10 protein-coding genes are annotated in these 14,130 nt (G+C 68.1%); all 10 read left to right on the forward strand.

Features of this window, described 5'->3' with window-relative positions:
- The first annotated feature begins 23 nt into the window (after positions 1–23).
- Positions 24–1,475: an N-acetylglucosamine/diacetylchitobiose ABC transporter substrate-binding protein gene (gene ngcE, locus H1D24_RS18020; protein ID WP_181658623.1), complete on the forward strand. Its 1,452-nt coding sequence runs from the start codon at positions 24–26 to the stop codon at positions 1,473–1,475.
- A gap of 94 nt (positions 1,476–1,569) precedes the next feature.
- Complete coding sequence (locus H1D24_RS18025; RefSeq protein ID WP_181658624.1) at positions 1,570–2,499, forward strand: carbohydrate ABC transporter permease; 930 nt, start codon at positions 1,570–1,572, stop codon at positions 2,497–2,499.
- Entirely contained in the window at positions 2,499–3,419 is a 921-nt protein-coding gene (locus tag H1D24_RS18030) for a carbohydrate ABC transporter permease (protein WP_181658625.1), read from the forward strand. The genes H1D24_RS18025 and H1D24_RS18030 overlap by 1 nt, the downstream gene beginning before the upstream one ends.
- A gap of 234 nt (positions 3,420–3,653) precedes the next feature.
- Entirely contained in the window at positions 3,654–4,853 is a 1,200-nt protein-coding gene (locus H1D24_RS18035) for an ROK family transcriptional regulator (protein WP_181658626.1), read from the forward strand.
- A gap of 133 nt (positions 4,854–4,986) precedes the next feature.
- The gene (locus H1D24_RS18040; RefSeq protein ID WP_181658750.1) at positions 4,987–6,093 is read left to right on the forward strand and encodes an ABC transporter substrate-binding protein; all 1,107 of its coding nucleotides are present in this window, start codon (positions 4,987–4,989) and stop codon (positions 6,091–6,093) included.
- Between the two features lie 271 nt (positions 6,094–6,364).
- Complete coding sequence (locus H1D24_RS18045) at positions 6,365–7,153, forward strand: ATP-binding cassette domain-containing protein (protein WP_181658627.1); 789 nt, start codon at positions 6,365–6,367, stop codon at positions 7,151–7,153.
- Positions 7,150–8,451: a sugar ABC transporter permease gene (locus H1D24_RS18050; RefSeq protein WP_181658628.1), complete on the forward strand. Its 1,302-nt coding sequence runs from the start codon at positions 7,150–7,152 to the stop codon at positions 8,449–8,451. The genes H1D24_RS18045 and H1D24_RS18050 overlap by 4 nt, the downstream gene beginning before the upstream one ends.
- Before the next feature lie 358 nt (positions 8,452–8,809).
- Entirely contained in the window at positions 8,810–10,795 is a 1,986-nt protein-coding gene (gene dxs, locus H1D24_RS18055; protein WP_181658629.1) for a 1-deoxy-D-xylulose-5-phosphate synthase, read from the forward strand.
- Positions 10,796–10,962: 167 nt separating this feature from the next.
- Positions 10,963–12,441: an amino acid permease gene (locus tag H1D24_RS18060; RefSeq protein ID WP_181658630.1), complete on the forward strand. Its 1,479-nt coding sequence runs from the start codon at positions 10,963–10,965 to the stop codon at positions 12,439–12,441.
- A gap of 130 nt (positions 12,442–12,571) precedes the next feature.
- Positions 12,572–14,056: a glycosyltransferase family 39 protein gene (locus H1D24_RS18065; protein ID WP_181658631.1), complete on the forward strand. Its 1,485-nt coding sequence runs from the start codon at positions 12,572–12,574 to the stop codon at positions 14,054–14,056.
- Positions 14,057–14,130 lie beyond the last annotated feature (74 nt).

Raw genomic sequence — 14,130 nt, forward strand, 5'->3', positions numbered from 1 at the left:
AGGAACCCACGCCAACACATCTAATGGGATCTACTTCCGCTCCGAACAACGGCGAGGGCGTCGGGCGCCGCGATCTGATCAAGCGGTCGGCCGCGGTCGGGCTGATCGCCGTTCCGACGATGAGCTTCCTGTCCGCGTGTGCCAGTGGGGGTGACGGCGGCAGCGACGACCAGGTCGACAAGGGTAAGAAGACCGAGGAGAACCCGCTCGGCGTCAACGAGACGGCGCAGATGGAGTTCGTGCTGTTCGACGGCGGTTTCGGCACGCAGTACGCCGAGGACGCGGTCAAGGAGTACGAGAAGAAGTTCCCCAAGGCCAAGGTGGACTTCTCCTCCACCCAGAAGATCCAGTCGGTGCTCCAGCCGCGCTTCAACGGGGGCAACCCGCCGGACCTCATCGACAACTCCGGCGCCGAGCAGATGGACATGGGCGTCCTCGTCGGCAAGAAGCAGCTCGCCGACCTCACACCGCTGCTGGACGCGCCGTCCATCGACGACCCGAACAAGAAGGTCCGCGACACGCTGCGCCCCGGCATCGTCGAGATGGGCCAGTTCGACGGCGACCCGGTCTGGGTCATGTACTACGCGTACACCGTCTACGGCGTGTGGTACTCACAGAAGGCGCTGGACTCGCTCGACGCCGCCTACCCGGAGACCTGGGACGACATGCTCGCGGTGTGCGAGAAGGCCAAGAAGAAGGGCATCGCGGGGTGGACGTACGCGGGCAAGCACCCGTACTACATCCCCTTCTCCCTCTATCCGATGATCGCCAAGGTCGGCGGCCGTGAGGTCCTCGACGCCATCGACAACCTGGAGCCGAACGCCTGGAAGCACCCCGCGGTCAAGACCTGCTTCGAGGCGTACTACGAGCTCTACAAGAAGGGCTACGTCCTCAAGGGCACCCCGGGCCTGGACCACATCCAGTCTCAGACGGCCTGGACCGAGGGCAAGGCGCTCTTCATCCCGAACGGCTCGTGGGTGGAGAACGAGGCGGCGAAGACCATGCCTGCCGACTTCGACCTCGCGGTGTCCGCGCCGTCCGGCATCGACAGCTCCGACAAGATGCCCTTCGGCACCATGTGGGCGTCCGGCGGCGAGCCCTTCATCGTCCCGGCCAAGGCCAAGAACCGCGACGGCGGCATGGAGCAGCTGCGCATCATGCTCAGCGAGGCCTCGTCGAAGAACTTCACCAAGTCCGTGAAGTCGCTGACCGCGTTCAACGGCGGCACCGACGGCATCGAGCTGACGCCCGGCCTCAAGTCAGGTGTCGCGGCCCTGGAGAAGGCCGGTGAGAACGTCGTCAACCCGCGCCTCCAGGACTGGTACGTGGCGTTGCAGAAGGAGAAGATCGGCGTTGGCGGCCTGGGCGAGATGATGGCCGGCCGGCTCACCCCGGCTGAGGCCATCAAGAAGATCCAGGGGTACGCCGACGAGGCGGCCAAGGACGACTCCATCAAGCACTACAAGCACCAGTGAGCGCAGCCGGGGACCCGGACCGAACGGCCGGGTCCCCGGCTCTCGCTGTGAGGTGCGGGCGGCGGCAGGCGCAAGGAGATCGGGGTCGGTAAGAATGCAGCACGGCAAATACCGTTTCATTGTGGGGTTCTTGACGGTCCCCTTGGCCATTTACGGCCTCTTCGTCATCTGGCCCTTCATCCAGTCCATCTTCTATTCGTTCACGGACTGGAGCGGTCTGAGCCCCGAGTTCAAGATGGTGGGCTTCAAGAACTTCACGAGGCTGCTCGACGACGAGGTCTTCTGGAAGTCCCTTCAGCACAGCGTGATGTTCGTGGTGCTGCTGCCGCTGGCGACGCTCACGCTGGCGCTGTTCTTCGCCTTCATGCTCAATGTCGGGGGGCGGCGCCGGAAGAACGCGGCGATCGCGGGGGTTCGGGGCTCTTCCTTCTACAAGATCGTCTATTTCTTCCCGCAGGTACTGTCGATCGCCATCGTCGCCCTGCTGTTCCAGTTCGCGTACAACCCGAACAGCGGCGCGCTCAACTCCGGGCTGAAGGCAGTCGGCCTTGACAGCGTGCAGCCCGACTGGCTCGGCGACCCCGACCTCGCCCTGTGGTGCGTCTTCGCGGTCCTGGTGTGGTGCACCGTCGGATTCTTCGTGGTGCTCTTCTCCGCCGGAATGGCGTCCATCCCCAAGGACTACTACGAGGCCGCGCTGCTCGACGGCGCGAACCGATTCACCACCTTTTTCAAGATCACCCTGCCGCTGCTCTGGGACACCGTGCAGTCCGGCTGGGCCTATATGGGCATCCTGGCGCTCGGCGCCGAGTGCTTCGCGGTCGTGCAGATCATGACCGTGGGGCCGAACGGCGGTGGCCCCGACTACTCGACGACCGTGCTGCCGCTGTACGTGTACCAGAAGGCGTTCCGAGATGGTCAGGCCGCCTATGCAACGACGATCGGTGTGGCCCTGCTCATCGTGACGCTGCTGTTCGTGGCTGTCGTGATGCGGCTCGGCCGGCGCGAGCGGCTGGAGTACTGATGAAGACGACTGAGACCCCTCCCGCTGACACCGCCGAAGAGCGGCCCGCCGTCGCGAAGGTGGACATCGCCGGGGGCCCTTCGCGCAAGGCGACCGAGGGCAGGACCCTCAACGTCTTCTCGCACGGCATGCTCGTCCTGTGGGCCTTCATGGTCGTAATGCCGCTGCTATGGGCGGTGATGACCTCCTTCAAGGACGACAAGTCCATCTTCACCTCGCCGTGGGCGCTGCCGGAAACGCTGCATTTCGACAACTGGTCGCGCGCCTGGACCGAGGCGCACATGAGCGACTACTTCCTCAACACGGTGATCGTGGTGGGCTGCTCGCTCCTCGGCACCATGCTGCTCGGCTCGATGGCGGCGTACGTGCTCGCGCGCTTCGAGTTCCCCGGAAACCGCTTCATCTACTTCCTCTTCATCGGAGGGATGAGCTTTCCGATCATTCTGGCGCTGGTGCCGCTGTTCTACGTGATGCAGAACATCTCGCTGCTGAACACGCTGCCCGGCCTGATCCTGGTCTATATCGCGTACTCGCTGCCGTTCACCGTGTTCTTCATGACGGCCTTCTTCCGTACGCTGCCGACTTCGGTGGCCGAAGCGGCCTTCGTGGACGGTGCCTCGCACACCAGGACCTTCTTCCAGGTGATGCTTCCGATGGCCAAGCCGGGCCTGATCAGCATCACCATCTTCAACTTCCTGGGGCAGTGGAACCAGTACATGCTGCCGACGGTGCTCAACACAGAGCAGGAGGACAAGGTACTCACCCAGGGCCTTGTACAGCTCGCCGTGAGCCAGGGCTACAAGGGCGACTGGTCCGGTCTCTTCGCCGGGCTGGTCATGGCCATGTTGCCGGTGCTTGCCGCGTACATCGTCTTCCAGCGGCAGGTCGTGGCCGGTCTGACGGCAGGCGCCCTGAAGTAGCCCCAGGCGACCGTCCCCGACAACCCCGGCCTCCAGGGAAGCCCGGAGGCCGGGGCCTCGGCCTGCCCCAAGACGGTCGCGCTTGGGAAGCGATTTCTGTCAAGGTCTTGACTGCGGTAACCGGTTCAGCACAGCTTGGAGTTCACAACTTGTACGTGGCCTCGTTCACAGCTGCCGTGAACCGGGCCCTCGGGCGGCATCGCTGCCCGTCCTAGGGCAGGAGTGGATGGGTCGATGGAGACTCCGGGGTCGCAGTCGTCGCTGCACCGGGCCAATCTCGAGCGGGTCGTACGTGCCGTGCGGCTGGCCGGGTCGCTCACGCAGGCCGAGATCGCAAGGACGACGGGCCTGTCCGCAGCGACGGTCTCCAACATCGTGCGGGAGCTCAAGGAGGGCGGAACCGTCGAGGTCACGCCCACCTCGGCGGGCGGGCGGCGGGCGCGCAGCGTGTCTTTGAGCGGTGACGCCGGAATCGTCATCGGCGTCGACTTCGGGCATACGCACCTGCGCGTCGCGATCGGGAACCTCGCCCATCAGGTGCTGGCCGAGGAGTCCGAGCCGCTGGACGTGGACGCCTCCGCCGCGCAGGGCTTCGACCGGGCGGAAGAGCTGGTCAGTCGCCTGATCGTGGCCACGGGGGTCGACCGGTCCAAGATCGCGGGCGTGGGACTCGGCGTGCCGGGACCGATCGACGTGGAGTCGGGGACCCTCGGGTCGACGGCCATCCTGCCGGGCTGGACCGGCACCAGACCCGCCGAGGAGTTGCGCGGGCGGCTCGGCGTCCCGGTTCACGTCGACAACGACGCCAACCTGGGTGCGCTCGGCGAGTTGGTCTGGGGCAGCGGGCGCGGCGTGAAGGATCTCGCGTACATCAAGGTCTCGAGCGGTGTGGGCGCCGGCCTGGTGATCGACGGGAAGATCTACCGGGGTCCCGGCGGAACCGCGGGTGAAATCGGACATATCACTCTGGATGAGTCCGGCCCGGTCTGCCGCTGCGGCAACCGCGGCTGTCTGGAGACCTTCACTGCCGCCCGCTATGTGCTGCCGCTCCTCCAGCCCAGCCACGGCACGGATCTGACCATGGAAGGCGTCGTCAGGCTGGCGCGCGACGGCGACCCGGGCTGCCGACGCGTGATCGCCGACGTCGGGCGCCACATCGGCAGCGGTGTGGCCAACCTCTGCAACCTCTTGAACCCGTCCCGGGTGGTGCTCGGCGGCGATCTCGCCGAGGCCGGTGAGCTGGTGCTGGGCCCGATCCGGGAGTCCGTCCGGCGGTACGCGATCCCGAGTGCCGCGCGTCAACTCTCCATACGCCCGGGGGCCCTTGGCGGCCGGGCCGAGGTGCTTGGCGCCCTTGCGCTGGCGCTGAGCGAGATGGGCGATTCGACCCTTCTGGACGGCTCGCTCGCCGTGGCCACTCCTGCCTTCACTTAGTTCACGCATGGCGCCGTTGTCATCTCGTTAAGGATTTACTCCTTGACGGCAACCGTTACCGCCGAGTTGACTTCGAGCACCTCGGCCGCAGCGACGCGGCCACGTCAGGGAGGTTTCTGAAGTGAACACGCGTATGCGTCGTGCCGCCGTTGCCATTGCCGCTTCCGCGATGGCCGTTTCGCTCGCCGCCTGTGGCAGCGCCAAGGAGTCCGGCGAGGGCAGCGACAAGGCCGCCAGCTCGGACAAGGGTGACGCGCTGAAGATAGGCCTGCTCCTTCCGGAGAACCAGACCGCGCGTTACGAGAAGTTCGACAAGCCGCTCATCGAGAAGAAGATCAGCGAGCTCACCGACGGCAAGGCAGAGGTCGTCTACGCCAACGCCAAGCAGGACCCCACCACGCAGAACCAGCAGGTCGAGACGATGATCACCAACAAGGTGGACGTGCTCATCCTGGACGCGGTGGACTCCAAGGGCATTGCCAGCTCGGTCAAGAAGGCCAAGGACGCGGGCATCCCCGTCGTCGCGTACGACCGTCTCGCCGAAGGCCCGATCGACGCCTACACGTCGTTCGACAACGTCCAGGTCGGCAAGGTCCAGGGTGAGGCCCTCATCACGGCCCTGGGCGACAAGGCCGAGGACGGCAAGATCGTCATGATGAACGGTTCGCCCACCGACCCGAACGCCGCGCAGTTCAAGGAGGGCGCCCACTCCGTCCTCGACGGCAAGGTGGAGGTCGGCAGGGAGTACGACACCAAGGAGTGGAAGCCGGAGAACGCCAACGCCAACATGGAGGGCGCCATCTCCGCACTCGGCAAGAACAACATCGTCGGCGTCTACTCCGCCAACGACGGCATGGCGGGCGGCATCATCACCGCCCTGAAGGCCGCCGGTGTGTCGAAGCTCCCGCCGGTCACCGGCCAGGACGCCGAACTCGCCGGTGTGCAGCGCATCGTGGCGGGCGAGCAGTACATGAGCGTCTACAAGCCGTACGCCCCCGAGGCCGACGCCGCCGCCGAGATGGCCGTCGCGCTCGCCAAGGGCGAGAAGCTCGACTCCATCGCCAAGGACACGGTCGACAGCCCGACCACCAAGGGCATCCCCTCGGTCCTCGTCGCGGTCACCTCGCTGACCAAGGACAACATCAAGGACACCGTCATCAAGGACGGCGTCTACACGGCCAACGAGATCTGCACGGCCAAGTACAAGGCCGCCTGCGAGGAGCTCGGCCTCCTCGGCTGAGGCCCTGAGGCCCGTCTGAGGTCCTTTTGAGCCCCCCTTCAGGGGCCACTCCCGAGTCCTCCTTCCGAGATTCCCTCTCCGAGTCCCTTTGCTCATACGGGAGTTCACCCGAGAATTCCCGTACGGGCCTCGTAAGAGGGCTCCTTCAGGACTCGTACTGAAGCCGTCCGGCGCCCCGGTTCCACCACCCCCGCTGTTCCAGCGGGGCGTCGGACGGCCCACCCCCCTTTCGTTTCTGCACAACCTCCCGCCGGGTCAGGCGGCGAAGGAGATGGTTCACGTGTCCGCTACGCCTGTTCTGGCGTTGCGCGGGGTCTCCAAGCGGTTCGGTGCCGTTCAGGCGCTCACCGACGTAGAGCTCGAGGTCCACGCCGGTGAGGTGGTCGCCCTGGTCGGCGACAACGGCGCCGGAAAGTCCACGCTGGTCAAGACGATCGCCGGCGTGCACCCCATCGATGACGGCGCCATCGAGTGGGAAGGCCGTCCCGTATCGATCAATAAGCCGCACGACGCCCAGAACCTGGGCATCGCGACCGTCTACCAGGACCTCGCGCTGTGCGACAACATCGACGTCGTCGGCAATCTCTTCCTCGGCCGCGAGATCAAGCGCCGCGGTGTCCTCAACGAGGTCGAGATGGAGCGCCGCGCCCGCGAGCTGCTCACGACGCTGTCGATCCGCATCCCCAGCGTGCGTATCCCGATCGCCTCGCTCTCCGGCGGTCAGCGCCAGACCGTGGCCATCGCCCGCTCGATGCTCGGCGAGCCCAAGCTCGTCATCCTCGACGAGCCCACCGCGGCCCTCGGCGTCGAACAGACAGCGCAGGTCCTCGACCTGGTGGAGCGGCTGCGCGAGCGCGGCCACGCCGTGATCCTCATCAGCCACAACATGGCCGACGTCAAGGCCGTCGCCGACAAGGTGGCGGTGCTCCGGCTCGGCCGCAACAACGGCGTCTTCGAGGTCAAGTCGACCTCGCAGGAAGAGATCATCTCCGCCATCACGGGCGCCACGGACAACGCCGTGACCCGTCGTGCGGCGCGCAATGGGGAGGCTCAGAAGTGAGCATCGACAAGACCTCCGCGAACCTGGGCACCACCACCGACCACGTCGTGGAGAACCCCGAGGCCGCCGCTGACGCCGTGACCGCCGTGGATCCCCGGCTGCTCGTGCGCGAACAGGGCCTCAAGGGCTACGTCACCGAGTTCAAGCGCAAGATGCGCGCCGGCGACCTGGGCTCCATACCCGTCGTCATCGGCCTGATCATCATCGGTGCGATCTTCCAGAGCCTGAACTCGAACTTCCTCTCCGCCGAGAACATCAGCAACATCTCCGTCGCGATGGTCGCCACCGGCATGATGTCCGTGGGCATCATCTTCGTGCTGCTGCTCGGCGAGATCGACCTGTCGGTCGGCTCCGTCAGCGGTGTGTCCGGCGCCCTCATGGCGGTGCTCAGTGTCACGCACGGCGTGAACGAATGGCTGGCGGTGCTCGCCGCCATCGCCGGCGGCGCCCTCATCGGTGCCATCCATGGCTTCTTCTTCGCCCGTGTCGGCGCGCCCGCCTTCGCCGTCACCCTGTCCGGCCTGCTGTTCTGGCTCGGCTTCATGCTGCAGATCCTGGGCGACAACGGCACGATCAACATCGACTCCGAAGGCGTCGTCGGCCAGCTCACCACGTACTACTTCTCCGACATCGCGGCGGCCTACGGGCTCGCGACGCTCGCGGTCGTGGTGTTCTTCGTCACCTCCTTCCTGGACAGCCGCCGCCGCGAGGCCGCGGGTGTGCCGTCGCGGCCGCTCAGCGAGATCGTGCTGCGCACGGCGGTCCTCGCGGTCGTCGGCTTCGCCGCCGCCGCCATGTTCAACCAGTACAAGGGCCTGCCTCTGGCGCTGGTGCTGTTCATCACGGTGCTGGTCGTGACCGACTTCGTGCTGCGGCGCACCGCGTACGGGCGGAAGGTCTTCGCGCTCGGCGGCAGCGTCGAGGCGTCCCGCCGCGCGGGCATCAACGTCACCGCGGTGCGGATCTCCGTCTTCGCCATCGCCGGCACCTTCGCGGCCATCGGCGGTCTGTTCTGGGCCTCCAAGATCGCCGCGGCCAACCAGAGCGCCGGTGCCGGTGACCTGCTGATGAACGTGATCGCTGCGGCCGTCATCGGCGGCACGAGCCTCTTCGGCGGCCGCGGCCGCACCTGGAACGCGCTGCTCGGTGTCATGGTGATCACCTCGATCCAGTACGGACTGGCCCTCGAGGGCATCGCCACGCCGATCCAGTACATGATCACCGGCGGTGTGCTTCTCGCCACGGTCGTCATCGACTCGGTGACCCGCAGGACCCAGAAGACGGCCGGCCGCGCGTAGTCGCTCCGCTGGGAGAACCGCAGAAAAGCGGGGTCGTGCGTCGGCTGCGGGTCGGTTGTGGCTGGTCGCTCCCCCAAGTTCTCGGCTTCGCTCGAACAGGGGGGACCCCCATCGCGGCGGAGCCGCATGATGTCACGGCCCCGCGCCCCTAAGGGGCGCAGCCCCTCGACCTGTGCCCGGCACCATTGCGGTGCCGGGCACAGCCGTGTCCGGTGCGCCCTCAAAACCGCGCTTTCCTGTCCCTCGTACGGCCGAGGCGTGACGTACGACGCACGGCCCGGACGTCGGAGGGAAAGGCGGAACATTAGACTCGACAGGCCCGCGAAGGCTCGAACAGCTCTACTGCAAGGAGGCACGGGTGCCGCTGCTGACCCGCATCAGGGGACCGCGCGATCTGGACACGCTCAGCCCGGAGCAGCTGGACCAGCTGGCCGAGGAGATCCGGACGTTCCTCGTCGACGCGGTTGCCAAGACCGGCGGCCACCTCGGCCCCAACCTCGGCGTGGTCGAGCTCACCATCGCTCTGCACCGGGTCTTCGAATCCCCGAAGGACAAGGTGCTGTTCGACACGGGCCACCAGAGCTACGTGCACAAGCTGCTGACCGGCCGCCAGGACTTCTCCGGGCTGCGCACCAAGGGAGGCCTGTCCGGCTACCCGTCGCGCGCCGAGTCCGAGCACGACGTGATCGAGAACTCGCACGCCTCCACCGTGCTCGGCTGGGCCGACGGCCTGGCGAAGGCCAACGAGGTGCTGGGCAGGGACGACCACGTCGTCGCGGTGATCGGTGACGGCGCGCTGACCGGCGGTATGGCCTGGGAGGCGCTGAACAACATCGCGGACGCCAAGGACCGCCCGCTCGTCATCGTCGTCAACGACAACGAGCGCTCCTACGCGCCCACCATCGGCGGCCTCGCCAACCACCTCGCGACGCTGCGCACGACGGACGGCTACGAGCGTTTCCTGGCCCGCACCAGGGAGCTCCTCGAGCGCACCCCGGTCGTCGGCCGGCCGCTCTACGACACGCTGCACGGCGCCAAGAAGGGCCTGAAGGACTTCATCGCCCCGCAGGGCATGTTCGAGGACCTGGGCCTGAAGTACGTCGGCCCGATCGACGGCCACGACATCGCGGCGCTGGAGTCCGCGCTGTCCCGCGCCAAGCGGTTCGGCGGCCCGGTCATCGTGCACTGCCTCACCGAGAAGGGCCGGGGCTACAAGCCCGCCGTCGAGGACGAGGCCGACCGCTTCCACGCCGTCGGCGTCATCCACCCCGACACCGGTCTGCCGATCTCGGCCGCCGGTCTCGACTGGACGTCCGTCTTCGGCGAGGAGATGGTCAAGCTCGGCCGGGAGCGCGAGGACATCGTCGCCATCACCGCGGCCATGCTGCAGCCGGTCGGCCTGAAGAAGTTCGCCGAGGAGTTCCCCGACCGCGTCTACGACGTCGGCATCGCCGAGCAGCACGGCGCCGTCTCGGCCGCGGGCCTCGCCACCGGCGGCCTGCACCCCGTCTTCGCGGTGTACGCCACCTTCCTCAACCGCGCCTTCGACCAGCTGCTGATGGACGTGGCCCTGCACAAGTGCGGCGTCACCTTCGTCCTGGACCGGGCCGGCATCACCGGCACCGACGGCGCCTCGCACAACGGCATGTGGGACATGTCGATCCTGCAGTGCGTGCCCGGAGTGCGGATCGCCGCGCCGCGCGACGCCGACCAGGTGCGCCTGCAGCTACGCGAGGCGGTCGAGGTCGACGACGCGCCGACCGTCGTGCGCTACTCCAAGGGCGCCGTCGGCCCCGCCGTACAGGCCGTGGGCACGGTCGGCGGCATGGACGTACTGCGCGCGGCCGGCACGGACCGGCCGGATGTGCTCCTCGTCTCCGTCGGCGCGCTCGCCCCCATGTGCCTGGAGGTCGCCGACCTGCTCGACAAGCAGGGCATCTCCACGACCGTCGTCGACCCGCGCTGGGTCAAGCCCGTCGACGAGGCGCTGCCGCCGCTGGCCGAGCAGCATCGCGTCGTGGTGACGGTGGAGGACAACTCGCGTGCGGGCGGCGTCGGTTCGGCGATCGCACAGGCCCTGCGCGACGCAGGCGTCGACCTGCCGCTGCGCGACTTCGGCATCCCGCCGCGCTTCCTCGACCACGCGTCGCGCAAGGAGGTCCTGGCCGAGATCGGGCTCACCGCCCCGGACATCGCGCGCCAGGTCACGGGCCTGGTCGCGAAGCTCGACGGCCCGTCGTCCCAGTCCCCACTCCGTTCGACCGGGAGCACCCCGGCCGCCCGCACGGCGACCGAGCGCACCGCTGCCGACGGGGTGGACTCGGTGGAGCCGGTGCGGGACTGACCCGCGATGCCTGTCTGCTGTTTCACCTGATTCACCGGCGAATGGGCCGGTCCCGCGCCTGCACGGGTGGTGGGACCGGCCCATTCGCATGAAACCGCCCACGACGTGGCATACGGACCGTACCCGCTCTCGACCGAGTCGAGGCGACAAGCGTGGGAGGTCCAGCCTTGTTCAGCGCCCTCTTCCGGACGAAGAGTGTCGAGCAGTCGATCCGGGACACTACAGAGCCGGAGCACGCGCTCAAGAAGTCCCTGTCCGCCCTCGATCTCACCGTCTTCGGAGTCGGTGTCATCATCGGCACCGGCATCTTCGTGCTCACCGGCCAGGTGGCGAAGGAGAACGCGGGCCCCGCCACCGCCATCGCCTTCGCCGTCGCGGGCATCGTCTGCGCGCTCGCGGCCCTGTGCTACGCGGAGTTCGCCTCGACCGTGCCGGTGGCCGGATCCGCGTACACCTTCTCCTACGCCTCGCTCGGCGAGCTGCCCGCCTGGATCATCGGCTGGGACCTGGTGCTCGAGTTCGCCCTCGGCACCGCCGTGGTCGCCGTCGGCTGGTCGGGATACATCCGCTCGCTGATGGACAACGCGGGCTGGCACCTGCCCGACGCGCTGGCCGGGCCCGATGTCGCCGAGGGCTTCGGCTTCGACATCCTCGCCTTCGCGCTGGTGCTCGTCCTGACCGGCATCCTCGTCCTCGGAATGAAACTGTCCGCCCGCGTCACCCAGGTCGTCGTGGCCATCAAGGTGACCGTCGTGCTCATCGTCATCATCGCGGGCGCCTTCTTCATCCAGTCCGCGAACTACTCGCCCTTCATCCCCAAAGCGGAGCAGATCCCGGCGGGAGGCGGCCTGCACGCCCCGCTGGTCCAGCTGATGTTCGGGTACGCACCCACGAACTTCGGCGTGATGGGCATCTTCACGGCCGCCTCCGTCGTCTTCTTCGCCTTCATCGGCTTCGACATCGTGGCCACCGCAGCAGAGGAGACCAGGAATCCGCAGCGGGACATGCCGCGCGGCATCCTCGGCTCCCTCCTCATCTGCACCGTCCTCTACGTCCTGGTGTCGATCGTCGTCACGGGCATGCAGCACTACAGCCGGCTGTCCGTGGACGCCCCGCTCGCCGACGCCTTCAAGGAAACCGGGCACCCCTTCTTCGCGGGCATCATCAGCTTCGGCGCCGCCGTTGGCCTCACCACGGTCTGCATGATCCTGCTGCTCGGTCAGACCCGCGTCTTCTTCGCGATGAGCCGGGACGGACTGCTGCCCCGGTTCTTCTCCCGCGTCCACCCCAAGTACAAGACGCCGCACCGGCCGACCATCCTGCTCGGTGCGCTCATCGCGATCCTGGCCGGCTTCACCAGCCTCAGCGAACTCGCCGAGCTGGTGAACATCGGTACGCTCTTCGCCTTCGTCGTCGTCGCGCTCAGCGTCATCATCCTCCGCCGCACCCGCCCCGACCTGCACCGGGCGTTCCGCACCCCCTGGGTGCCGGTGGTGCCCATCCTGTCGGTGGCGGCCTCGCTGTGGCTCATGCTCAACCTGCCTGCCGAGACCTGGCTGCGGTTCGCCATCTGGATGGCGCTCGGCTTCGCCGTCTACTTCGTTTACGGACGCACGCACAGTGAGCTCGTCAAGCGACGGAAGTAGCCGCCCTTGTCCTCGCTCGCCAGCCATCCGGCCCCGTATGTCCTGCTTCGGTAGGAGCTGCGGCGCCGGATAGCGTGCCCCTATGCTCGCCGAGCCCACAGCTTCGCCACGTTCCGTCATCGAACCGCGGATGCCGCGGACGCCTCGGCCGCGGCAGGCGCCCCTGCCCCCGCGGCCGCCGGCACCGCGCGCGGAGCTGCCGGCCCGCTCCCGGTACCGGTACTGGACGCGCCTGCTCCCCGCCCTGGCCGCGCTTGCCTGCGTCACTCGCGTACCGGCGTTCCTGCAGCCGCTGTGGAACCCGGACGAGGGCTATCTGGCCGTGCAGGCGCGCATACTGGCCGACGGGGGAGAGCTGTACGAGTCGGTGGTCGACCGCAAACCGCCGCTTGTGCCCTGGCTGTACGCGGGCGCGTTCGCGCTGTTCGGTGACGCGTCACTCACTTCCGTACGGGTGCTGGCGCTGCTCGCCCAGCTCCTGACCGCCGTCCTGCTGGCCTCGCTGGCCCGTCGCCGATGGGGCGACGCCGCGGGCCGCACCGCGGGCGTCCTGTACCTCCTCGCGTCCATCGGCCTCAACCCCGAGGACGCCCAGGCAGCCACCTTCGAGGTCTTCATGCTGGCGCCTACGGCCGCGGCCATGTGGTGCGCGGACCGCCGCCGCTGGGGCGCCGCGGGCGCCGCCGTGGCCTGTGCGTTCCTGGCCAAGCAGACCGGCGGGGCGGTGCTGGTGCCGGTGGTGTGGTTGCTGTGGAACTCCGCTCCCTCGCGAAGCGGCGTGCTACGCCTGGCAGTTGGGCTCGTCGTCCCGGTGCTGGCGGTGGCCGCGGTCACCGATCCGGCCGGATTCCTGTTCTGGACGGTCACCGGCTCCGGCGCGTACGCCTCCTTCACCGGGTCCGAACTCCACGTACTGGCGCGAGGGCTGGTCAACACGGCGATCCTCGCCGTGGCCTGCGCCGGGCTGATCCCCCCGGTCGTACGCGTCCTGAGGATCGCCAGGACCGGATCGGCGGAACTGTGGCTGTGGCTCGGCTCCTCGGCCGCCGCGGTCCTCGCCGGCTTCCACTTCTTCGGCCACTACTACCTTCAAGTCATCCCGCCACTGGCTCTGTTGGCCACCGCCGCACTGCAGATCCTGCCCCGCGACCGGCTGGCGACGGCCCTGTTCACCTCGGCCTGCTGCTGCACGCTGTTCCTCGCGTGGGGAGTCCTGGCGCCCCGCCCCGAGCTGGCCCACGCGCAGCGCGTGGCGGACGCGGTGGCACACCGCACGGCACCGGGGGACCGGGTCCTCGTCTGGGGCATACACCCGGAGACGTACTGGCTCGCCGACCGCGCCCCCGCCAGCCGCTATCTGACGGCCGGCCTGCTCACGAACTACAGCGGCGGCCGCAACGGCCCCCAGGTGGGAGAGAAGTACGCGGTCGCGGGCACATGGCCGGTCTTCCGCGAGGAGATGAGGAGGCGCGCACCGGCACTGATCGTCGACGACTCCCGCGGAAAGCCGTACGCCCCGGACCGCGTGCCGTCTCTGGGTCACTTGCTGGCGGCGGAGTATGAGGTGGTGGGGGTGGTGGATGGGGCGGTGCTGTATGCGCGGGGCGCGCCGTGAGACCGCCCGTCGCCGACGTGGCGGTGCACGCCGCGCGGTCGCCGTCTCCCGGCGTATGGACGCGCCTCGCCCGG

The sequence above is a fragment of the Streptomyces himalayensis subsp. himalayensis genome (assembly GCF_013778455.1).
GTDB lineage: Bacteria > Actinomycetota > Actinomycetes > Streptomycetales > Streptomycetaceae > Streptomyces > Streptomyces himalayensis.